General features: G+C 47.1%; 18 protein-coding genes. 5 read left to right on the plus strand and 13 right to left on the minus strand.

Translation table 11 applies throughout. The features are described 5' to 3' along the window. Window positions 1-8: 8 nt before the first annotated feature. The 4 genes from AC5ELV_RS13215 to AC5ELV_RS13230 form a co-directional block, all read right to left on the minus strand. On the minus strand, window positions 9-452 hold the full coding sequence (locus tag AC5ELV_RS13215) for a HEAT repeat domain-containing protein (RefSeq protein ID WP_013311410.1): 444 nt from the start codon (window positions 450-452) through the stop codon (window positions 9-11). 119 nt (window positions 453-571) lie between these two features. Continuing rightward, window positions 572-913 carry a cupin domain-containing protein gene (locus tag AC5ELV_RS13220; protein ID WP_493430573.1) on the minus strand — a complete coding sequence of 114 codons (342 nt, stop codon included), beginning with the start codon at window positions 911-913 and terminating at the stop codon, window positions 572-574. 60 nt (window positions 914-973) lie between these two features. Further along, window positions 974-2,224 carry a PTS ascorbate transporter subunit IIC gene (gene ulaA / locus AC5ELV_RS13225; protein ID WP_493430574.1) on the minus strand — a complete coding sequence of 417 codons (1,251 nt, stop codon included), beginning with the start codon at window positions 2,222-2,224 and terminating at the stop codon, window positions 974-976. Between the two features lie 320 nt (window positions 2,225-2,544). Beyond that, window positions 2,545-3,567, minus strand: a complete 1,023-nt coding sequence (locus AC5ELV_RS13230; RefSeq protein WP_493430575.1) for a substrate-binding domain-containing protein — start codon at window positions 3,565-3,567, stop codon at window positions 2,545-2,547. Between the two features lie 378 nt (window positions 3,568-3,945). On the opposite strand from AC5ELV_RS13230, the gene AC5ELV_RS13235 reads away from it, so the two are divergent. Then, on the plus strand, window positions 3,946-5,139 hold the full coding sequence (locus tag AC5ELV_RS13235; protein WP_493430576.1) for a glycoside hydrolase family 5 protein: 1,194 nt from the start codon (window positions 3,946-3,948) through the stop codon (window positions 5,137-5,139). A 212-nt stretch (window positions 5,140-5,351) separates the two neighbouring features. After that, entirely contained in the window at window positions 5,352-5,681 is a 330-nt protein-coding gene (locus AC5ELV_RS13240; RefSeq protein ID WP_493430577.1) for a hypothetical protein, read from the plus strand. Between the two features lie 146 nt (window positions 5,682-5,827). On the opposite strand, the gene AC5ELV_RS13245 is transcribed toward AC5ELV_RS13240, so the two are convergent. Further along, entirely contained in the window at window positions 5,828-6,409 is a 582-nt protein-coding gene (locus AC5ELV_RS13245) for an NAD(P)H-dependent oxidoreductase (protein WP_307347604.1), read from the minus strand. 74 nt (window positions 6,410-6,483) lie between these two features. Next, window positions 6,484-7,068, minus strand: a complete 585-nt coding sequence (locus AC5ELV_RS13250; RefSeq protein WP_493430578.1) for a TetR/AcrR family transcriptional regulator — start codon at window positions 7,066-7,068, stop codon at window positions 6,484-6,486. A gap of 384 nt (window positions 7,069-7,452) precedes the next feature. On the opposite strand from AC5ELV_RS13250, the gene AC5ELV_RS13255 reads away from it, so the two are divergent. Beyond that, a complete protein-coding gene (locus AC5ELV_RS13255) occupies window positions 7,453-7,626 on the plus strand; it encodes a hypothetical protein (RefSeq protein ID WP_493430579.1) in 174 nt (57 codons plus the stop codon). Here the strand turns inward: AC5ELV_RS13255 and AC5ELV_RS13260 are convergent. Further along, window positions 7,604-8,245: a DUF4183 domain-containing protein gene (locus AC5ELV_RS13260; protein ID WP_493430580.1), complete on the minus strand. Its 642-nt coding sequence runs from the start codon at window positions 8,243-8,245 to the stop codon at window positions 7,604-7,606. The two genes, AC5ELV_RS13255 and AC5ELV_RS13260, sit on opposite strands and share 23 nt — an antisense overlap. Window positions 8,246-8,698: 453 nt before the next feature. On the opposite strand from AC5ELV_RS13260, the gene AC5ELV_RS13265 reads away from it, so the two are divergent. Further along, entirely contained in the window at window positions 8,699-9,112 is a 414-nt protein-coding gene (locus AC5ELV_RS13265) for a DUF4183 domain-containing protein (RefSeq protein ID WP_493430581.1), read from the plus strand. A 161-nt stretch (window positions 9,113-9,273) separates the two neighbouring features. Here the strand turns inward: AC5ELV_RS13265 and AC5ELV_RS13270 are convergent, their stop codons facing one another. Then, complete coding sequence (locus AC5ELV_RS13270; RefSeq protein ID WP_493430582.1) at window positions 9,274-10,011, minus strand: cyclase family protein; 738 nt, start codon at window positions 10,009-10,011, stop codon at window positions 9,274-9,276. A 382-nt stretch (window positions 10,012-10,393) separates the two neighbouring features. On the opposite strand from AC5ELV_RS13270, the gene AC5ELV_RS13275 reads away from it, so the two are divergent. Continuing rightward, on the plus strand, window positions 10,394-11,677 hold the full coding sequence (locus AC5ELV_RS13275; RefSeq protein WP_493430583.1) for a pectate lyase family protein: 1,284 nt from the start codon (window positions 10,394-10,396) through the stop codon (window positions 11,675-11,677). 154 nt (window positions 11,678-11,831) lie between these two features. On the opposite strand, the gene AC5ELV_RS13280 is transcribed toward AC5ELV_RS13275, so the two are convergent. The 5 genes from AC5ELV_RS13280 to AC5ELV_RS13300 all read right to left on the minus strand — a co-directional run bounded on the left by AC5ELV_RS13280 (window position 11,832) and on the right by AC5ELV_RS13300 (window position 22,269). Beyond that, window positions 11,832-12,899: an ABC transporter ATP-binding protein gene (locus AC5ELV_RS13280; RefSeq protein ID WP_013311421.1), complete on the minus strand. Its 1,068-nt coding sequence runs from the start codon at window positions 12,897-12,899 to the stop codon at window positions 11,832-11,834. 214 nt (window positions 12,900-13,113) lie between these two features. Next, the gene (locus tag AC5ELV_RS13285; protein ID WP_493430584.1) at window positions 13,114-14,493 is read right to left on the minus strand and encodes a sensor histidine kinase; all 1,380 of its coding nucleotides are present in this window, start codon (window positions 14,491-14,493) and stop codon (window positions 13,114-13,116) included. 2 nt (window positions 14,494-14,495) lie between these two features. Further along, complete coding sequence (locus tag AC5ELV_RS13290) at window positions 14,496-15,206, minus strand: response regulator transcription factor (RefSeq protein WP_023989808.1); 711 nt, start codon at window positions 15,204-15,206, stop codon at window positions 14,496-14,498. A 168-nt stretch (window positions 15,207-15,374) separates the two neighbouring features. Next, window positions 15,375-15,881, minus strand: coding sequence for a hypothetical protein (locus AC5ELV_RS13295; protein WP_493430585.1), 507 nt, complete (start codon window positions 15,879-15,881; stop codon window positions 15,375-15,377). 157 nt (window positions 15,882-16,038) lie between these two features. Then, complete coding sequence (locus AC5ELV_RS13300) at window positions 16,039-22,269, minus strand: WIAG-tail domain (protein ID WP_493430586.1); 6,231 nt, start codon at window positions 22,267-22,269, stop codon at window positions 16,039-16,041. Window positions 22,270-22,312 lie beyond the last annotated feature (43 nt).

The raw sequence follows: 22,312 nt of genomic DNA on the forward strand, positions 1-22,312 counted from the left end.
TTCAGGTGTTATCTTGTGGATAACGAAGCCCATTTTTGCTCCAGCCACTGATCAAATTCAGCACCCTTGTCACCTTCGTAGATGTCATAAATATCGACTCTCATCTTGTGCAACTTCTCGCGAAAATCGTTATAGGTATGATCGGCTGGCAAGCTTTTTTTAATCCGCACCAGAATCTTCGTCAGACCCTTAACAAGCTCACCTTCTTTGCGCACAGGCGGCTGTACATTCTCGCCCCATTCCTGAAGTCTGCGGTAAGCGGCTTCCTGAACGGCATATACCGTATCATTATTCAAACGGTGTGTCAGCAAGTCAATCGTCTGCTGGTTCTTCCATGCACCCAGATCATTTACCGCAGCTAGGCGTGTTTTCCAATCGGAGGTTCGGTTTGCAGCTACTTTAAGCTGCTCATATACTTCTGCAAATTCCTGCTGAGTTTCGTTGTTTTCCAAAATTGTCTCATCCTTTTCTAAAAATCACTATATTACTGTTCATCACGATTGCCGTTTGTTAAATATAACATACTTGCAGGTCTTCTTCTAAAAAAAGATAAAAATGAAATGATCGGACGTTATAGGAAATCTGCACGTGCTGGTGTAAATGCATCTAGCAGAATACCGCCATCCTCCAGTGGGATACAGCCATGAAGAGTATCGGATGGAAAATGGATGCTGTCTCCTTCTTTGACAGTCTGCACTTCCTTGGTTTCGCCATTATCGATCATGAACTTAAAACTTCCCTTTATTACATAAGTGACTTGTTCATGGACATGCTTATGCAACAGGATCTCCCCTGTTTGGGCTTTAGCAAACATCACTTTGACATACATAAGCTGGTCGCTGTGGGCCAGCACTTTCCGGGTGGTATTACTGTCAACGATATCAATTTGAATATCTTGGTCGTTAAAAAGCATGGATAATTCCTCCTTTTTTTAGATGAGTTATTTTTTAAAAAATTCATAAATCGATTTAGTTTAAACCCAGCGGAAAATAAGCCAAAGCACTCCGGAAAGAGTAGTAAAGTCGGGATCGGCGAACGTTACCCCTTCGGCACCCAAAAAAGAAAAGAGCGGCAAGGTGAGAGCCGGCAGCAGACAGAGCAAGAATCCATTAAGACAACTGGAAATAACCGCTCCTCTAAAACCACCGCTGGAATTGCCGAATATCGCAGCTGCACCACCAGCGAGGAAGCAGGCCATGATCCCTGGTACAATAACAGGCAATCCGACAAACGGGAAAAGAAAGACGCAGGCAACGCCTGTGAAGAAGCTGACCAAGAAGCCTACCAACGCGGAATTGGGTGATTTGTCGAACAGTACCAGAACATCTACACCAGGGATTGCTCCAGGTGCGAACACTTGGGAGAAACCTTTGAAAGCGGGTACAATTTCAGTTGTGAACAGCTTAACACCTGCTTTTGCGATATACAAGCCGGCAGCAAAAATAGCTGACTGTTCGAGGATGAAGACGATATATTCTTTGCCATCCGATAATTTGCTGACATAATCAGAACCAGCAACCAATCCAGATACCAGTAAAAGCACAAGCATCGTCAAGGTCGTTGCAACATTGGGGTCGCGCAAAAAACTGATGCGGTCATTAATTTTTACATTTTCGGTGTCATTTTCACGGTTGCCAAAAACTTTCCCTAAATAGGTACCTAGAATGTAAGAGGTCATGGAAGCATGAGCAATCGTATATTCATCCGATTTAATAATGTTTTTGCTGGCATTTCGGAGTAGGTAAGGAAACACCGCCATATAGCTCCCAATTATCAAAGAACCGACGATGATCGTAGTCAGCGAACTGAGACCCAGACCTTTCATAACGGCTGTAGCGGCAAAGCTCATGAACAAAATCAAGTGAAGAGACAAATAAATGTACTTGAACTTGGTCAGGCGCGCAAGCACAATGTTAAGGATCATGGAAAAGAGCAGAATGAGCGCAGCATCCGCCCCGATCTGATCAATGGTCAGTGCCATAATGGCTTCATTGCTTGGTACGACACCTTTAAGGTTGAACGCATAAGAAAAAATTTGACTGAAGTTAGTGAGAACGCCACCTAAAATGCCGCCGCCGACCTTGATCATGGTGAAGCCCATAAAAGAAAGAGTAGTTCCTGTAATGATTTCTGATACTTTCTTCCTCTGGAATATAAGGCCGAGTAATGTCACAATCGCGATAATGATGGATGGCTCCCTGATAATGCTCATAAACATTTCCATAGTGATCTCCGACTTTCTTTTATTTATTTTTCATTCTTACTAAATCGATTTAGTAATACTCGAAAAAAATTTCCCTTCCGGGAATGTAAAAAGAAGCAGAATCATTTTTGTGAATTAAATCACAACTTACTCCATACATTATTCGTTTAAGCTCCATTCCTCCCCTCTCCTCAATCGCAATCATCACTAAAATCAGACCATACATAAATGAAAGGGTATTCATGACTCGAATCATAAGATCATTATAGCTCTTTATTTTCTTTTTACAATAGAATTCATAAAAACGTTTTCAAAAAGATGAAAAGGACTTATTCAATTATTCAGTTCAGCTTTTGGACAGATTCTCTGTGGTTAATGACCGGATTCATTCGGATGATTTCTGACAGCTCCTCATGATCCTGTTCTTTTTGATCAATTTTCTCCAGCAGTAGCCTGGCACTTCTTTTCCCCATTTCAAAACTCGGCTGGGAAACGGTTGTGATCGGCGGATTATAAAAAGACGCAAAGGATACATCATCTATGCCAATCAAGGAAAAGTCCTTAGGTATGGTCAGATGATTATTTTTGGCATAGATCAGCACCTGCTCCAAAATCATGTCATTCGTAGCAATAATTGCAGTGGGCGAATTCTCCATGTGGAATAGTTGTCCAATCAGATTAGGCATTTCATCCAACCTGCCGCTTTTGATATAGTTTTCATTCACTGGGATGTCATGTTTGCCCAGCGTATTTCGATAACCTGACAGCCGCTCACTTCGTGTGGTGATCGCTTTTTTGCCTAAGGGGAACGTGATAATCCCTATGTTGTTATGACCATGCTCAATGAGTGCTTCAACCGCAAGCTCGCTGGCCCTTTCATTATTCAGCAGCACCGTATCTACGCTCAGTTCATCGATTTTTCGGTCCACAAACACGAAGGGATAGCCATTCTTGACAAGGGAAACATATAATTTCTTGTTCTCTTCCGTCGGGAAAATGATAAGTCCATCCACTTGCCGAGCAATCATCGACTGGACATACTTTTTCTCTTTGAGCGAATCATCATCAGTATTGCAGACAATGACTTGGACATTTTCCAGTTGGCATTCATCTTCAATGGCACGCACGACTTCTGTTGTAAATCTCGATAAAATGGTTGAAGAAATAACCCCCACAATGAAGGTCTTCTTCTGCTTGAGACTACGTGCTACCTCATTGGGTATATAACTGAGATCCTCAATCGCTTGCTCGATCTTCTTCTTGGTGTTTTCACTCATATAGTTGTATCTCTTTTGCAGAAACTGCGAAACTGTACTCTTCGACACCCCGGCACGCTCTGCAACTTCCTTCATCGTTGTTACCATAATTACCCTCCTCTCTTTTTCTGCATGTCAGGCGTGTTATTTTTCAAATATATATATTCTGCAACCTGTATGTAAAGTGAATTCCACTTTATTATATACCTTCTATTACAGCAGGAAAATATAATAAATAAAGAGTTAGAGCGTGCCTCTACTCATATACAAGCGCGGCCAAAAATACGGGGTGGAAACTCCTTCAAGAATCTTTTACAAGAGGAACTTTCCTACTTAGCTTGATAATCCGTTGTTATAAATCCATTGATTTCGAACGAAATCTTAGAAATATACGAATTTTATGAACTTGTTTGATGGAAGATTTGAACATAAAATGAAAATGTAATCGGTTACAAATTCTTTTAAATAAAGGAGGAAGCAAGAATCATGAAGAAAAAAGGATTAAAAAAAACATTTTTCGTCATTGCCTCCCTCGTAATGGGCTTCACACTGTATGGCTATACTCCCGCTTCGGCAGATGCAACCAGTGTGAAAGGATATTATCACACCCAAGGAAACAAGATTGTAGACGAATCCGGGAAAGAGGCGGCATTTAACGGCCTGAACTGGTTCGGTCTGGAAACTCCTAATTACACCTTGCATGGACTGTGGAGCCGCTCAATGGACGACATGCTGGATCAGGTGAAGAAAGAAGGCTACAATCTGATTCGTCTGCCTTACAGCAATCAGTTGTTCGATTCCAGTTCCCGTCCAGACAGTATTGATTATCACAAAAACCCTGATCTGGTCGGATTAACTCCGATTCAAATTATGGACAAGCTGATCGAAAAAGCTGGACAACGTGGTATTCAGATTATCCTTGACCGTCACCGTCCAGGCTCAGGTGGGCAATCCGAGCTGTGGTATACATCCCAGTACCCTGAGTCTCGCTGGATTAGCGACTGGAAAATGTTGGCTGAACGTTATAAAAACAATCCAACCGTCATTGGTGCGGATTTGCACAACGAGCCACACGGTCAAGCAAGCTGGGGTACAGGCAATGCCTCCACAGACTGGCGTCTGGCGGCACAACGTGCAGGGAATGCGATTCTGTCCGTGAATCCGAATTGGCTGATTCTTGTAGAAGGTGTAGACCACAATGTACAAGGCAACAATAGCCAATACTGGTGGGGTGGCAACCTGACAGGTGTAGCTAACTATCCTGTCGTTCTGGACGTGCCGAACCGTGTCGTATATTCTCCGCATGATTACGGCCCTGGTGTGTCTTCGCAGCCATGGTTCAACGACCCGGCCTTCCCGTCCAACCTGCCAGCGATCTGGGATCAAACCTGGGGCTACATCAGCAAGCAAAACATAGCTCCGGTACTGGTCGGTGAATTCGGCGGTCGTAATGTTGATTTGTCTACTACTGAGGGGAAATGGCAAAATGCACTCGTAGACTATATTGGTGCCAACAACCTGTACTTTACGTACTGGTCCCTGAATCCGAATAGCGGCGACACAGGCGGTCTGCTGCTGGACGACTGGGCTACCTGGAATCGTCCGAAGCAGGACATGCTGAGCCGGATTATGAAGCCTGTTGTTTTCGTAGCGGAACAAGCGAAAGCAGCAGCCGAATAGGCATAGGGCTTCACTTCACTATTGTAAAAGCCGATTTTCCACCTTCAGACCAGATTGTGCTGGGTTATGAAGATGTGGAGAAACGGCTTTTTTTGTTCTTCCAGTTTTACACATTGTAAATTCCCCATTGAATGGGTCATTTTGTAAACTAAATCTCTCTTTTAACCGATAAATACATATGTTGGATTTGAATTCAGAAAGGAAGATTTCATGTGATTGTTTGGAAGGGTTTTGGTATTTTAAATATCGTTATTCCAGGGATTTTATTTGTTGTTGTCGGGAGTTTAGTATCCGCTCTAGGGCTTGACTCCATAGATTTCCGGCTGCCGATGGCTTTTGTGTTTATTGTGTCGGGAGTTATTATCTGGTATTTGGGAAAAGCGCTTAACGCCGACTCGGACAAAGTGCTAGTTGATATGGAAACAGGGCAACGCTATCGAATGGGAACCCAGCACAGTTTATTTTTTATCCCTATGCATTATTGGGGCCCTGCCGGTCTAGCAATCGGATTTATTTTAATCGTTGCATCAATATTTATATAATGTTGATTGCAAAACATGAGCTATTCCGAACACCACAATGCGAGCCAGTTGCTCCCATTGTGGTCTTTTTCCTTTTCGCAGGTCAATTATGATTGGATACCACAATGGTTTACTTGTAGGCCAATGGGTTTGGCGCAGGTGAAAATCTAGCTCATGCTTCGCCCCAGCTGCTCCACCTTGCTCAGCCAATCGTTGCGCTGCTGATCCGATAACTTATTCATGAGATCAATGTTCGTAGAACGTACTGGTTTGACACCACATAGATGCAGCGTGGAATCCTTCATCATGCGATGCCCAGGCTGTCCCTGGAAAAATCGGTAGTACCAATGCGGACCGTCCATCGTTGTAATGAGGCGGGCCGTTCTTCCTTTTAGAAGCTTGTCAGGCAGGGGTTTTCCTTTTTGATACTTAAACGCAAATCCCGGCATAAAGGTACGGTCAATGAATCCTTTCATTAATGCAGGCAAGCTGCCCCACCAGATCGGAAAGACAAAAACGAGATGTTCTGCCCATTTAATCGACTCCTGTGCTTGGATCAAATCAGGTTCCAGCGGCAATTTATTACGATATCCACCTAATAGATTTGGATTAAAGTCCAACGCGGATAGCTGCAACAAACGAACCTCTGCCCCTGCAGCCTTCGCTCCTTTTACATAGGATTGAGCCAACGCTTCTCCATAACTGCCAGCAACCGGATTTCCTTGAATCACCAATATTTTTTTAGACATATAAGCCACTTCCTACCTTCATATTATGATTTTAGTTAGAAAACACTAACTTTATATTTAAAAAGAAAAGGTCACTACTGACCTTTACTTAATAAAGCAGTTAAACGTTGTTTGACCTCTGCTGCAAATGGAACTAACTGCTGTGGAAGTTCACCTTCCAGGCTGGACACGGACAAGCGTGTAATGGCTCCAATGATGAGCACACCGGATAGCTGAGCATCCTGCTTCGGCAGTTCACCTTGTTGAATCCCCTGTTCGATGAATTCAGTCAACGCCTTCAGCGGCTGACGCACGTTCTGGCTCTGGCTTGCTTCAACATACAGCTCATGGTGCTGTGATAGTAGAAGCAAACCATACTGGTCCTCATCATGCATATTCAGCACTTCATCCACCAGTTGATGGAAACGACTAACGAAGTTCCCACTCTGCTTGCGATAGAAGTCAATTAATGTGGTGTAGCTATTACAATACTGCCCGAATACTTCCAAGGCCATCGCATCTTTACTCTTAAAATGCTTATAAATCGCGGCATCCGTCACACCAGCAGCCTCTCCAATTTCTTTGACTGAAATCCCGTCAATTCCTTTGGTTGCAAATAAGCACATCGCTGCCTGCAGAATATCTTTCTTTTTGCTGTCTATATGTGTTTTCTTGTTCATAAAATTATAGTAAGTGATAACTAACGAAAATGCAAGTCATATTTATGCATGCTCATTCTGTCTTCATACTTTCATTTGAAATATATTGAATTAAACCTAAATGCCATGTTTTTATAAGAGATTAATCATAAATACCTTAAATAATACGTACATCACCCCATTTTATTCATATAAAATAGATATGTAACCGAATAAAACGGGCGCTAGGACAGGTGGGACTAATTATGTTTGAGGTGCATGCAGTCACCCAGCAGGGAAAAGACTCAGTCAGTCTTAGATATGGAGCGACGAGCACATTTCCCCGCTGCAAAAAGTCGTACAAGCCATCTATGACCCAGGCTCCAAAGCGGTCTTCAGCTTTGGCATGTAGGGCGCAAAGGTTCGTTGCCCCAAGAAACAGCTGTATCTGCCTCTGGGTTGCCTCACCGTGAACGGACGACCCACGCACTGTCCATAGAAGAAATTCATAATCTTGTGCTGGCCTTCAAGGATGCCGCTATACGGGCTTTGCAAGCCGGTTACATCGCAAACAGTATCATCCACTGGATCGCACACTAAATTGGACAATTTCCACAATAATAGGTGTGCCGGAGGAAATTGCCTCCCCTTCGTTAAGGCGAATCGTCAGCGATTCAGGTGTCAGGCCATACAATGTGCTTTCTTGTATCATTCCATTAATGTATAGATTGGCATAACTGTTGCTTCCGACATTAAACCGCTGAAAGGGCTCCTGTACACCATCTACAGAAAATTGATCCGCCATAATCGTGATTGAAGATTCAATTGTAGCAGGTGCAAAATAAAAATACCGCTCGGCTATGGGTATAATTCCAATATTTGAAATGTCAGCTGCCGGACCGGTTGGGCCTGTTATACCTTGGGCTCCGGTAGGGCCCGCTATGCCCTGTGCTCCACTAGGGCCGGGTGCACCTGTTGCACCTGAACTACCTTGGACGCCAGCCGGACCTGGCGCTCCCTGTGTTCCTGCTGGACCTTGTATTCCTGGTATTCCTTGGACTCCCGGTGTTCCCGCAGTTCCCGGTATGCCTTGTGCTCCTGCTAAGCCTGGAATACCTTGCACTCCTGTTAACCCGGCTTCTCCTTGGTTCCCTGTCAAACCGGGAATGCCTTGTGCTCCAGCCGAACCCGGAACACCCCGCTTTCCCGTCTTGCCCATTCTCCGCCTCTGCTTGGTAGGAGTATTTCTACATCTCCGTTGCATGATTAGCTTCGGATGCTTTTTGGCATGGAACCCCGTTTTTGTTCTACCTTTGCATGAATAACTTGTTTTACACTTTTTACGTTTGTTGATCTTGCAATGTAAGGTCCTCTTTCCTTGCCTTCTTAGTGATGAATCGCGTCTCCTCATATCAGCCGTATACACCTCCTTCTCACATGCTTATTTATGTATTGTATGCATATCCCCCTTTAGGGTTTTAGGCATTTGTAACCTTCAGATTCCAAGTATTCGCTTCCATCTGTATTTGTAGCAAAATAGGCCTTCTCCATTCACCCTATTATTAAATAGAAAGGTTAATATGCCGTTTCCGAATAGGTTGAAAAATCATTTATTGATTAAGAGCCACCGAATGCAATGGCTCATTACCAGTAAAGAAAGGAGGTGAGAACGATGCCAATCGTAAAACCTGTGTTCACAGCAGTGGCTACTGCTCCAGTGTCAACAGGTGGTGCCATAACCACGACCATAACCCCAACCACCACTCGTTTTTTTGCAACGATTACAGCCGGGATGATCGGAGCAACAACAACAACTGTTCCTGCTGCAAGTTTTGTAGATGACGCCGATGCTCCCGTTGTTGCTTTGCCGACATTAGCGGCTACTGATTCTGCTAATTATTATATTAACGGAGTGATTCAGCAGAGCTCCTTATTCACCCTCACCACAGCAAGTTTGGTCATTGCCTCTATAGACATTACACCGGGTGTCCCAGTTGTTATAGAAATAGCAGATTTTAGCGGCACAACCTCCACCATATCAACTCAGCCCACCATCTCTGCCCCTACCGTAACGATTATCACTTAAGACGTTTCATCATTTTGATTCGAGATGGACTGAACGGTCATTCACGCTGTACATTACCCCATATAAGCTAGAAAAGACCGATTCAGATGTCGATATCTGAATCGGTCTTTTAAGCTCAAGATGAATATACAATCGTTTTCAAATGACCGGGTACTGTATGATTAAGGCAAAATAGCAAAGGAGCGCACCGGAAATCCGGGGGAATCTTGAATGCTCGGAACGATATTATATATGACCGCGCCCGTTGGAGGCAGCTTGTCCAAATTCGTCAGTACCTCAACTTGATACCGATCCTGCTCCAATATGTAATATTCCCCTACTAGCTTGCCGGCTTTGCGATAAGCTACAGAAGAATCGGTATCTAGCGTTTCATGTCCAATGGCAGCCACATTCCGTTCTTCTACCAAAAAGCGCAGCGCCTCCAGCGACCAGCCCGGGCAGTGTGCGTCTCCGGCGTCGTCCTTGTTCGAGAAGGCATCTGAATCAGGCCATCGTTTGCTCCAATCACTGCGAAAAGCGACAAAGGACTGATCAGCAATGCGTCCATGCTCTTTCTCAAAGTCCAAAATATCCGCAACCGTAAGTTCATAGTCAGAATTGGCTGCAACGGCTACTGAACGGTCAATGACAACTAGCGGCAAAACCAGCTCCTTCAACGAAAGCTCATGCAAGTAACGTTTGCCTTTCACAAAATGAACGGGTGCGTCAATATGAGTTCCATACTGACCCGGAAAGCAGTATTGTTTTACAAAAAAGCCATCGTCGTGGGTAAACAGGGTATCCACCTGAACATTATCGAATACTGGAAAATGGGGGATTTCAGGATAAAAAGCGTGGGACAAGTCTACCCACTCTTTTTGCTTCAACAACTTCAAAATATCTGCTAAATGCTCTGCCATGATACCCATTCCTCCTCAGCTTTATTACAAGCCATTTTACCTGAGGATTCTTCAAAAATCTATAAATCGATCTGCCGTTCTAATATATAGATTGAAATCGTTAACATTTTGAGAAAAACACAAAAACAATTCCATATATTCATATATACATTTCCTATTCCGTGTGGTTGTTAACGTTTTCATTATTACATATACGCATTGATTGGAAAAAGAAGGGCTCTATTGAATTATATAAAAAATTCGACAAAAATTTTAGTATGTAACTTTTATTATATTAACAAATACTGGAACACAAAGTATGATAGAAAATGTAGAAACCACAGGAGCACCCGGGACTCCCTTCGTTCGTCTACTCCATTAATCCAATATACGGAGGTATTTTATGAAAAAGAGATTTTCACTCGGAATTGCGGCAGCTCTGCTGTTCACTACCCTGTCCCCTCTTGGTGCACCTGCTCATGCAGCCAGCGATATTGGTAAAGAAACGCTTGGCAACAAAAACGGATGGGCAGCCTTTTCTACAGGCACAACAGGCGGAGCGGCGGCCTCTTCTTCCAATATCTTCACCGTAACGAATCGCAAGCAATTAGTCGATGCTTTGGGCAAAAACAGCAATAGTACGCCTAAAATCATTTATGTCAAAGGCACGATCAATGCCAACGTCGATGACAATAATAAACCGTTAGGGTTGAATGACTACAAGGATTCTAACTACAGTTTTGACGCCTACCTCAAAGCGTATGATCCATCCACCTGGGGTAAAAAGGCTCCGTCTGGCACTTTGGAAAAGGCACGTGAGGCTTCACAAAAAAATCAAGCCAGTCGTGTCATTATTGATATTCCGTCCAATACAACGATTATCGGACTGGGTAGCGACGCTGTCATTAACGGTGCAAACTTCCAACTAAAAAAAGGGACAGATAACGTTATTATCCGTAATATCGAATTCCAGGATGCCTACGATTATTTTCCTCAGTGGGACCCAACAGACGGCAGCACAGGCAATTGGAATTCGGAATATGACAGTATTACAGTTAACGGCGCCACACATGTATGGGTAGACCACAATACCTTCAATGATGGGTCTCACCCTGATAGCCAAAATGGCACCTTTTACGGTCAAGAATACCAGCATCATGATGGACTTCTCGATGTGATCAACCAAGGCGATCTGGTTACGGTTTCTTACAATCATTTTTACGATCATGATAAATCATCGATTATTGGCAACAGTGACAGCAAAACAGCAGATGAAGGGGCTTTACGTGTAACTCTGCATCACAACTATTATGAAAACACAGTACAACGCACACCACGCGTGCGGTATGGACAAGTCCATCTGTACAACAATTACTATACTGGTGATGTAAAACGCTCCGAATATCCTTCACTGTATATATGGGGCGCAGGTAAATCCTCCAAAATCTTCGCCGAAAACAATGTCATTGACGTTGCTGGTTTAACTGCAGCTAAAATCGTGACTGTCTTTGGAGGAACTGCCCTGTCAGATACGGGCACAATCCTGAATGGACAAGCTGTTAACGCAGGCTCCAGCGCGGGTCTTAGCTCCTCTGTAGGCTGGAAGCCATCGCTGAACGATAAAATTTCCCCATCCGCCAGTGTGAAGGCAGAAGTCACTTCCCAAGCCGGTTCCGGTAAGCTGTAAACACTGCCCGCTAACACCAATAACCACAGGCGCATACAACCTGCGATTTTACACCAAAAAGGCTGTTTCCTCCGTAGAATGATTCCACACGGAGAAAACAGCCCCTTTTTTATTTTTCATTGGTTTAGTTACAAATTACGTCTTACGTCGCGCATTAACTGCCGTATTGTTCTACCAAAACCGGCTTTTCAAATGCGTTATCCAGCTTGCGAAGTTTAGCCTTTACCGCTTCTGGTGGCTCAACCGCAGGCGCATCTGGATGCAGCAACCATGATTTCACAAAGTGCGTATCGGATAATTGAAAGAGCGGAGGCTCTTTCTCAAAGTCAATTTTCATAGCATAAGAACTGCGGGCTGCAAAAGCATCCCCTACAGGTGGGTGAAGCAGATCCGGAGGGGTTCCCGGAATAGCTGCCAGCTTCTGACCATGGCTGTCCAAACTTGGCATAGAAGCGAGAAGGCCCCATGTATATGGATGTTTCGGGTTGTAGAAAATTTCATTAACCGTACCTGTTTCCACGATTTGTCCTGCGTACATAACAGCAACGCGATCAGCCATCTTCGCCACAACACCGAGGTCATGAGTAATAAAGATGATGGAAGTATCGATCTTTTTCTGAAGATCCTTCATCAGTTCCAAAATTTGAGCTTGAATCGTTACGTCCAATGCAGTCGTCGGCTCATCGGCAATCAGAAGTTTCGGATTAGCAGCCAATGCCATCGCGATAACGACACGTTGACGCATACCGCCACTAAATTCATGCGGATATTGGTTAAAACGCTGTTCAGGATGTGGAATACCTACCAGATTCAGCAACTCAATACCCCGCTTGCGAGCAGCATCCTTGGATATTTTTTCATGCTTGAAAAGCACTTCCGTGATCTGCTTGCCCACTTTCATCGTCGGGTTAAGCGAAGTCATTGGGTCCTGAGAAATCAGGCCAATTTCCTTACCACGAATTTTTTGCATCTGCTTTTCCGTTTTATTAATCAGCTCTTGTCCGTCAAACATAATTTGACCCTTTTGATAAATGCCCGGAGGGGTCGGAATCAACTTCATAACAGCTTGTGAGGTTACGCTTTTGCCTGAGCCGGATTCGCCCACAATCGCCAGCGTCTCTCCTTTATTGACATGAAAGTTTACGCCACGAATGGCCTGCACTAGTCCCTGACGGGTCTTGAAAGATATCGTTAAGTCCTTCACTTCCAAAAGGCGGTTCATCTCATCACTCTTTCATTTATTATTCATCACTATTATTGACCACTATCTAAAAAAACGACGTCCATGAGCCAAGGTATATACGATTAATTTTACTCAGTTTAGTACCTACCAGTCAAGCTATATCTAAAATATCACCAAAAACCTATCATACTATGTTAGATAAATGGGATATTAGGCCGAAAAAACGATCATTTTTAACCATTTCTGTACTCATTTATAACATGTGCTGGATATAGCTGAAGCGTGCTCCACCCAATGGCGAACGTGTGCAGAGTAGTTCTCCATTCAACCGGGTAGCAATTTGACGACAAATAGCCAATCCAAGACCTGTGACACCATTTGAGCCAGCATAGAATCTTCCGAACACCTCGGCTGCCTCTTGTTCGGTCAGCCCTTCCCCATCATCATCCACATGCATAACCCATACAACCTCCGGTGTTGTCCCTGTCTCCAAATGAATGACAACCTCCGTAGAGGTGTGCCGAACTGCATTTTGCAACAAATTCAATATCATACGGAACAATTGCTCGGCCGGAACAGCCACATGCAGGCCCTCTCCCTCCACTCGAAGTGAGATAGAACGTTCAGCAGCCACCGGCATCAGTAGATGAACAGCATCCTCCGCCATGCTTCTAAGATCAACCAGAGAGACAGGCCATTCTTCATTCAGCGCCTCCAGCCTCGATAGCTGCAGCAGCTTTTCCACCATGTCAATTAACCGCTGGGACTGCACTTTGATGATACTCAGCCCCTCGTCCTGGGATACCACTTGATCCTGAATGGCATATACGTAGCCTTGAATCGACATTAACGGTGTCCTTAGCTCGTGAGATACATTTTGTAGAAATTCAATTTGACCGTGATGGTGCTGCTGAATACGGGCGGACATGGAATGAAAGGTGCTGATCAGCTCGCCAATCTCACTTTTATCCGCCTGCGGAAAATCACTATCCTGCGGCTGATTAGGCTCATAGTTGCCTACCGCCTCCTTCAATCGTTTGAGCGGACGCACCAGACGCGAGACAACCATTAGACCTATGACGAGAATCACCAAAAAACCCGCGATGATAGACAATAATGTGGTTCTCATTAACGGTACATATAATGCTCTCAAGGAAGATAAGGGTGAGTATACAAAAATACGAAAAGGTTGTCCGGGCAATTCTTCATTCGTAAACAGTACCTTTTTACCTTGAAGCACAGCCACCCCTTCATGTGTGGCGGTTAGATCCTGGGCAGATGGATGAACCGATGCAAAAAAACCTTGGCGGATCAAAAGCAAACGCTCGATCTTTTTGCCTTCCATTCCAGAGACGCTTGAGTCGATGATACGGTTATCCGTGCTTAAAATAAAGTAATCGGCAGATAAAAGCACGCCCTTGATAACATAGTTAAATTCAGCATTATCCAGTCGATCAAAGCCTCCGTCGCTCATAATATGGACGGCTTTGCGTGCCTGCTCATGAAGCTTGGATTTGGCCTGATTCACCAAAATGTCGTCGATAAGCCTGATGAATAAGACCACCGTAATACAGACGGTAATAAGCATGGCGATGGACAGGGAAAGCAGTATTTTAGCTCTCATCGTACGCATGGTTATAACTCCTGAACCGTTGCTTTATATCCGAAACCCCATACGGTGTTAATGACGAGCGTAGAATGATATTCAGCTAACTTTTTGCGAATCCGTTTGACCAGATCATCCACGACTCTCACATCACCTATAAAATCATAGCTCCACACCTGCTGAATCAGATGTTCCCTGCCAAAAGGTCTCTCCAGATGATTCGCAAGAAACAGCAGCAGGTCGAATTCACGTGAGGTCAAATTCAGCTCTTGTCCGTCCACTGTGACTTTACGAAAGTCAGCAAAAATACACAGATTGCCCGCATGGCATATATCTGCGCTTTCTGCCGCTTGTCTATCGTCCGATGCAGACATTCCGGCCTTGCTTAGTCTCAGCATCGCTTTGACCCTTCCTACCAACTCCCTTGGATTAAAGGGCTTGGTCAAAAAATCGCTGCACCCCAGCTCCAGCCCGTGAATACGGTCGTTTTCTTCTCCACGGGCAGAGATCATAATGATCGGCATTTCCGTAAACTCACGAAGCTGAGTCAGTAGTGAAAGCCCATCAATGCCAGGCATCATAATATCAAGAACGAGACAATCCGGACGGTTCGTACGGATATGCTCTACCAGTGTTTTACCACTGGAAAAGGAAGTGACCTCGTAGGATTCTTTTTTCAAATATTCAGATATTAATTGCAGAATGAACACATCGTCATCCACTACTACTATTTTTGTCATGGTCTTAACCCCTTGCCGTTGTTCTGGATGGTTCCATCCTCTCTTTAAGCTTAACAGAAGCCTAGCAGAATAGACAAAAGACGGGTATACCGTTCCCGGTCCCGTCTTTCTTATCATGAATCGCTGCTGTATATGCCAGGCGAGCTGAGTGCTAACTACGCATCAATCTTATTTCTTGGTTGTTACTGTTTTCGGAGCTGTTTTGACTGTTTTTGGAGCTGTTTTTGCTGGGACTGCTTTTTTAACTGGAGCTTTGTGGGTCACTTTTTTAGCTACGACATGATGTGCACGAGTTTTATGAGTTGTTGCTTTGTGTTTAACAACATGATGTTTTTTTACATGATGTTTAACTGTACGGTGTTTCACTTTCACTGCTTTTGCTTTGTGGCTTGCCACTTTTTTCGCAACGGCTTTTTTGGCAGGAGCTTTCTTCGCTTTGGTTGTTACTTTATGAGCTGTTGCAGTTTTTTTTACTGGTGCTTTCACCACAGGTGTTTTCGTCACAGGTGCTTTTAACGGTGTTTTGGTTGCCGGAGTCGTAACCGCAGGAGCTTTGATCGCTGGTGCAGTGCTGGTTGGAGTCGTTGTTGCTGTAGCGGCGAATGCGCTGCTTGCCCCTCCCAGTACGCTTACTACGGTTAATACGGCTGCTGCATTTTTAGTCCATTTTTTCATGATTGAATCACCTCTCCTTTAAAGTATCTTTAGCTTATCAGGAGAATTCGGGATAATTGTGGAGCAAATGTGTGAAAAGTATATGAAAAAGCGTACAGCCCTGTATTTAGAAAATACATGAGTCTGCACGCTATGAGTTTTACAATAACCATCTTCACTAGCCAATGGCGATCCAGGAAATAATACCGTAGTTATGCGCGGTTTCGTTCCACTTGGTTACGACGATCACTGCTCCATTCGGCGTCTGGGATTTCAGCGTCGCATGAAAGAGAGGATGGTTCGTCATCGCTACCAACGTGTAGTCCGGGTTTACAAAAGGCTCCCCGAATACAATGGTTACTTCCGTCTCTCCTTCGCTGCCTTTCAAAAGAAACGGCGCTCTGCCGAACTGCTGCAATGCGGGCTGATTCGCACAAGTACGAACCGGAGTGATACTCAAATGCTCCGGCTTCACTGCGTTCAGCTCCAGCTCACGTGAGCCTACAGAGCCTTCCACCAGATGATGACCTTCAATGCTCCGCTCTGCCACATGATGGCTTTGTACCGCAGCCGCTTGAAGATGCTCCGGTCCCACAGCTTCCGGGCTCAGCACCTCACTATCGACGGCCTGAGCTTGCAGATGGCTGCGAGATATACTGTTTGCCTGAAGTCTGTCGCCACTGACACCCTCCTCTGGCAAAAGTCCCGAGAGATGGATATCTGTGGACAGCTGAGCCAGTGTCACCGAGCCCGGCTTTAGGTGATGCGAATCAATAACTTCCTTTCCAATGTGGTGGCTTGCAATAGCCTCATCAGCCACATGGCGGGACTGTACCGTTCCATCTGCCAGCTTGCTGGACGTCACCGCTCCTTCCTGTATAGCATCCTCAGCCACCGCCTGCCAGCCTACATGCTGTGGCTGAATAGCCCCTGCTTGCAGATGCTCCGACTGGACTGAATCCAGCGCGATATGCCTGGACTGCACCACGCCCTCTGCCAGTGCTGACCCTTGAACCGCCCCATCGGCCAAATGCTGAGCGTGTACGACATGCTCCGTCAAATGCACGGAGTTTACGCTGGCTTCTGCCAGATTCGAAGCACGCACCGCCCGAAGCGCAAGCTTCTCAGCGTTCACGCTGCCTGCCTGGAGCGCGTGAACCGATACACTCCCCGGCGCAATATGACGGGTCATCACTGCCGAAGCCTGCAAATGGGCAGAGCTGACAGATTCAGGAGCCAGATGGCTCGACTGGACGGCCTCTTCTGCCAAATGTTTGGCTTGCACCGCTTCGTCCGTAATATGCCACGGCTGGACCGAATGAGGAGATATTTTGGCAGCAGTCACGCCATCATCCGCCAGTTTATCGGACGTAACGGACTCATTCTGCAAAGCATCGGTCGATATTGCTTGTGAAGCGATATGCACACCCTGAATGGTTCCAAGGTGCAGGTGGTGCGGCTGAATCGACTCCGGTGCGATATGCACGGACTTCACTGCCCCCTCTGCCAGCGCTCTGTCCTGTACTGCGCCCGTTGCCAAGTGCCGGGGGTGTACGGCATGCTCAGACAACTCTGAAGGGCCGACGCTTCCTTCCGCGAGATTCGTCGCTTGCACCGAGCGTGCCGCAAGCTTTTCCGAGGTGACGCTTTCTGCTTGAAGCGCACGACCTGACACACTGTCCACGGCCAGATGTCTCGCAAACACCGAGGAAACCTGTAAATGATCAGAGGTGACGGATTCAGGAGCCAGATGGCTCGACTGGATGGACTCTTCTGCCAAATGATTGGCTTGCACCGCTTCGTCTGTAATGTGCCATGGCTGGACTGAGTGGGCAGACAGCTTGGCGGCAGTCACGCCCTCATCTGCCAATTTGTCGGACGTAACGGATTCATTCTGCAAAGCATCGGTCGATATCGCCTGTGAGGCGATATGCACACCCTGAATGGTTCCCATTTGCAGATGATGCGACTGGATGGACTCCGGTGCGATATGCACGGACTTTACTACCCCTTCTGCCAGCGCTCTGTCCTGTACTGCGCCAGGCGCCAAATGCCGGGGGTGTACGGCATGCTCAGACAACTGTGAAGGGCCGACGCTTCCTTCCGCGAGATTCGTCGCTTGCACCGAGCGTGCCGCCAGCTTTTCTGAGGTGACGCTTTCTGCTTGAAGCGCACGACCTGACACACTGTCTTGGGCCAGATGGCTCGCAAACACCGAAGAAGCCTGTAAATGGGCAGAGGTGACGGATTCCGGGGCCAAATGGTTCGACTGGATGGACTCTTCTGCCAAATGATTGGCTTGCACCGCTTCGTCTGTAATGTGCCACGGCTGGACCGAGTGGGCAGACAGCTTGGCGGCAGTCACGCCATCATCCGCCAATTTGTCGGACGTAACGGATTCATCCTGTAAAGCATCGGTCGATATGGACTGTGAGGCGATATGCACACCCTGAATGGTTCCCGTTTGCAGATGGTGCGGCTGAATGGACTCCGGTGCGATATGCACGGACTTTACTACCCCTTCTGCTAGCGCTCTGTCCTGTACTGCGCCGGGTGCCAAATGCCGGGGATGTATCGCCTGCGCAGACAGATGTGAAGGGCCGACGCTGCCTTCCGCAAGATTTAACGCTCGCACCGAGTGTACCGCCAGCTTTTCCGAGGTGATGCTTTCTGCTTGAAGGGCACTACTGGATACGCTATCCGGGGCCAGATGGCTCGCAAGCACCGCTGAATCCTGCAAATGGGCAGAGGTGACGGATTCCGGGGCCAGATGATTGGACTGAACGGCTTCTTCTGCCAAATGTTTGGCTTGCACCGCTTCGTCTGTAATGTGCCACGGCTGGACCGAGTGGGCAGACAGCTTGGCGGCAGTCACGCCCTCATCCGCCAGTTTGTCAGACGTAACGGACTCACCCTGTAAAGCATCGGTCGATATCGCCTGTGAGGCGATATGCACATCCTGAATGGTTCCCGTTTGCAGATGATGCGACTGAATGGACTCCGGTGCGATATGCACAGACTTTACTGCCCCTTCTGCCAGCGCCCTGTCCTGTACTGCACCCGTTGCCAAGTGCCGGGTGTGTACCGCTTGCGTGGACAGATGTGGAGGGCCGACACTGCCTTCCGCGAGATTCGTCGCTTGCACCGAGTGTGCCGCCAGCTTTTCCGAGGTGATGCTTTCTGCTTGAAGGGCACTACTGGATACGCTATCCGGGGCCAGATGGCTCGCAAGCACCGCTGAATCCTGCAAATGGGCAGAGGTGACGGATTCCGGGGCCAGATGATTGGACTGAACGGCTTCTTCTGCCAAATGTTTGGCTTGCACCGCTTCGTCTGTAATGTGCCACGGCTGGACCGAGTGGGCAGACAGCTTGGCGGCAGTCACGCCCTCATCCGCCAGTTTATCGGACGTAACGGATTCATCCAGCAAAGCATCGGTCGATATGGACTGTGACGCGATGTGCTCTCCCTGAATGGTTCCAATTTGCAGATGATGTGGCTGAATGGATTCCGGTGCGATGTGCACGGACTTCACTGCCCCCTCTGCCAGTGCTCTATCCTGTACTGCTCCAGCTGCCAGATGCCGGGTGTGCACCGACTGCGCAGAAAGATGTGAAGGGCCGATACTGCCTTCCGCGAGGTTCATTCCTTGTACCGAGCGGGCTGCCAGCTTTTCCGAGGTGACACTTTCCGCTTGAAGCGCGCGACCGGATACACTATCCGGGGCCAAATGTCTCGTGAGCACCGAGGAAGCCTGTAGATGCACCGAGGTGACCGCTCCTGCAGCCAGATGTGCCGAATCCACGGCCGCCACAGCCAAATGGTTGCTTTGTACAGCTTCGTCCATAATATGTCCGGACTGCACGGCATGGGCAGACAGTTTGGTGGGAGTTACGCTTCCCTCCGACAGTTTGGCAGAGGTGACCGATTCATCCTGTAAGGCCGGAGTCGCTATAGCCTGCAAGGCGATATGCTCTCCCTGAATGACCCCGCTTTGCAAGTGCTCCGATTGGATGGATTCAGGCGCAAGATGTGCAGACTTCACAGCGTTCTGGGCTAATTCCGTCTCCTGTACTGCTCCTGCTGCCAAATGCCGAGTGTGTACGGCTTGCGCAGCCAAATGTCCGGGACCCACGCTGTTTTCCGCCAGATTGGGAGCCTGCACAGCACGGGCCGCTAGCTTCTCAGAGGTGACACTTTCCGACTGAAGCGCATGACCGGATACACTGTCGGGGGCGAGGTGTTTGGTTTGGACCGATGCAGATTGCAAATGATTAGAGGTGACGGATTCCGGAGCGAGATGATTCGCCTCCACCGCTTCAACAGCCAGATGGTTACTCTGCACCGCTTTATCCGTAATATGCCACGGCTGAACAGAACGAGCAGACAGCTTAGAGGAAGTGACACTGCCCTCAGCTAACTTAGGAGCCGTAATCGCCAAATCATTGATTTTATCCGTGGCCACACTTTCCGGCGATAATTTAAGCGAAGTAACGGCATGATCCTGCAAATGATGGGAGTACACCGCTCCGCTGGACAAATGCGCGGTTTGAACAGCGCCTTCACCTAGTATGTCCGCGGTAACGGACTGTTCTTGCAAAGCCGAGGTTCCAACACTGTCTTCCCCAAGATGTTTGCTCAGCACAGAACTCTGGGCCAGATGGGCCGAATCAACGGATTGAGCCTGCAATGCCTTTCCACCCACACTGTTGTCGGCAAGGTGGTTTTCACGAATTCCCCCCGTTGCAATGTGTGCGTGTGTAATGGCTTGAGGGGCAATCTTATTTCCGGTTACCGCTCCTGTAGCAATTTTAGGTTCTGTCACTGCTTCGTCAGCGATTTTGTCAGACTTAATCGCGCTCGAAGCAATGTGATTTTCCTTGACAGCCTGATTCGCCACATGGTGATCCAGAACTGCTCCCTTCCCTAATTTCTCGCTCGTCACAGCCCCGGAATGCAAATGTTGCTCCGTAACCGCCTCCGATGCAATATGATCTTTTCGAATGATTTCGGACTGGAGGTGTACGGAAGAGACTGCCTCCGGAGAAATTTGGGGACCTTGTATGGCTGCTGTAGCAATATGTCTGGTAAGTACCGCCTCGTCGGCAATTTTGTGTGGTAAAATGCTCTGATCCGATATCTTGGATGAAGTGACGGATTGATCGACAATTTGCAATGAGCCTACAGACTGATCTGCCAGTTTATTGGACTGAATGCTCCGATCCGCCAGGTGGCGGGCTGTCACTTGGCCCGTTCCAAGCTGCTCTTCCCCGATGGAGCCAGGACTCAGATGCTTTCTTTCAATCGCTCCAGCCTGAATGTGCGCACTGGTCACTGCCTCAGACTCCAGATGACGCCCGCTGACAACGCCTTCCTCCAATTGTTCCTTGCCCACAATTCCATTGGATAGCTGCTTGCGATTAATCGAACCTGGGGCCAGATGCCTTGCATGAACGGCATGCTCGGTCAGGTGTGCACTCTCAATGCTGCCAGCTTGGATTTTAGCCGCATCCACAGCCCCATCCCGCAGTTTGGAAGTGGTCACCGATTGATCGCCCAGCTTGGAGCTGTCGACAGCTTCATTAGCCAAATTGTTCGATTGAATCGTACCGCTGCGAATTTTATCCGAGGTGACCGACTGATCCTGAAGCATATCTGAAGACACGATCCATTGCTTGAAGTGACGGCTCTCAATGGAGCCATTCGCAATATGATCACCGCTGATAATCTTATCAGCCAGCTTCTCAGGAGTGATGCTGCCATCTCGAAGTTTTTCACCGCCGATGGAGCGATCCTGCAATTTACTGCCTGCCACCGATGCGTCCGACAGATGTTCCACCGTAATGGAGTCTGCGGCAATCTTCGAAGAAGTCACAGCACCGTCAGCTATCTTAATCGTTTGAACGGCATAATCCGCCAGAGATTCCGTGTGGATGCTCTCTTGTTTCAGTTTGCTGGAATCTATGGAAGCGGGAGCGATCTTCTCACCCGTCACAGCGAAATCGCTCAAATCGTCTGTATAGATGAAAGCATTGTTTACATGTGGGGCCTTCTTATTGCTCAAAATTTCCTCAACATCAATTGGATCAGGTTCTGGCTCTGGCTCCAGCTCTGGTTCTGGTTCTAGCTCTTGGGGTTCCTCGATCGACACTTGAGTCTCCTCTGCATCCGCACCTTCAACCTCTGTCTCATGCGAAGCCTCGACTTCAGGTTCGACAACAGTCTGTAGCTCCGGCTCCTCTTTGGTTGGGGGAGGCGGAGAAGCAACTTGATGAAGTCTTGCTTCTGTCTCCCTCTCCGCAGGCTGTGGCTTCACGCGCTGTATCATACTTAATTCATTCATATCCGGGTCAATTACACTATAGAGCGGCTTTTTGTTTCTTATGGTTTTGCGGCTCTTATTCTTCAAGCAGCTCTCTCCCTTCTCGTATTTATCGTTACAGCATCATATG

The organism is Paenibacillus sp. NMA1017, from assembly GCF_058895805.1.

What these genes read in the sequence shown, in the direction of transcription:
- AC5ELV_RS13220 (WP_493430573.1), bottom strand. Translation starts at nt 913, where the DNA reads ATGCTTTTTAACGACCAAGATATTCAAATTGATATCGTTGACAGTAAT.
- ulaA (WP_493430574.1), bottom strand. Translation starts at nt 2,224, where the DNA reads ATGGAAATGTTTATGAGCATTATCAGGGAGCCATCCATCATTATCGCG.
- AC5ELV_RS13230 (WP_493430575.1), bottom strand. Translation starts at nt 3,567, where the DNA reads ATGGTAACAACGATGAAGGAAGTTGCAGAGCGTGCCGGGGTGTCGAAG.
- AC5ELV_RS13235 (WP_493430576.1), top strand. Translation starts at nt 3,946, where the DNA reads ATGAAGAAAAAAGGATTAAAAAAAACATTTTTCGTCATTGCCTCCCTC.
- AC5ELV_RS13245 (WP_307347604.1), bottom strand. Translation starts at nt 6,409, where the DNA reads ATGTCTAAAAAAATATTGGTGATTCAAGGAAATCCGGTTGCTGGCAGT.
- AC5ELV_RS13250 (WP_493430578.1), bottom strand. Translation starts at nt 7,068, where the DNA reads ATGAACAAGAAAACACATATAGACAGCAAAAAGAAAGATATTCTGCAG.
- AC5ELV_RS13260 (WP_493430580.1), bottom strand. Translation starts at nt 8,245, where the DNA reads ATGGGCAAGACGGGAAAGCGGGGTGTTCCGGGTTCGGCTGGAGCACAA.
- AC5ELV_RS13265 (WP_493430581.1), top strand. Translation starts at nt 8,699, where the DNA reads ATGCCAATCGTAAAACCTGTGTTCACAGCAGTGGCTACTGCTCCAGTG.
- AC5ELV_RS13270 (WP_493430582.1), bottom strand. Translation starts at nt 10,011, where the DNA reads ATGGCAGAGCATTTAGCAGATATTTTGAAGTTGTTGAAGCAAAAAGAG.
- AC5ELV_RS13275 (WP_493430583.1), top strand. Translation starts at nt 10,394, where the DNA reads ATGAAAAAGAGATTTTCACTCGGAATTGCGGCAGCTCTGCTGTTCACT.
- AC5ELV_RS13280 (WP_013311421.1), bottom strand. Translation starts at nt 12,899, where the DNA reads ATGAACCGCCTTTTGGAAGTGAAGGACTTAACGATATCTTTCAAGACC.
- AC5ELV_RS13285 (WP_493430584.1), bottom strand. Translation starts at nt 14,493, where the DNA reads ATGCGTACGATGAGAGCTAAAATACTGCTTTCCCTGTCCATCGCCATG.
- AC5ELV_RS13290 (WP_023989808.1), bottom strand. Translation starts at nt 15,206, where the DNA reads ATGACAAAAATAGTAGTAGTGGATGACGATGTGTTCATTCTGCAATTA.
- AC5ELV_RS13295 (WP_493430585.1), bottom strand. Translation starts at nt 15,881, where the DNA reads ATGAAAAAATGGACTAAAAATGCAGCAGCCGTATTAACCGTAGTAAGC.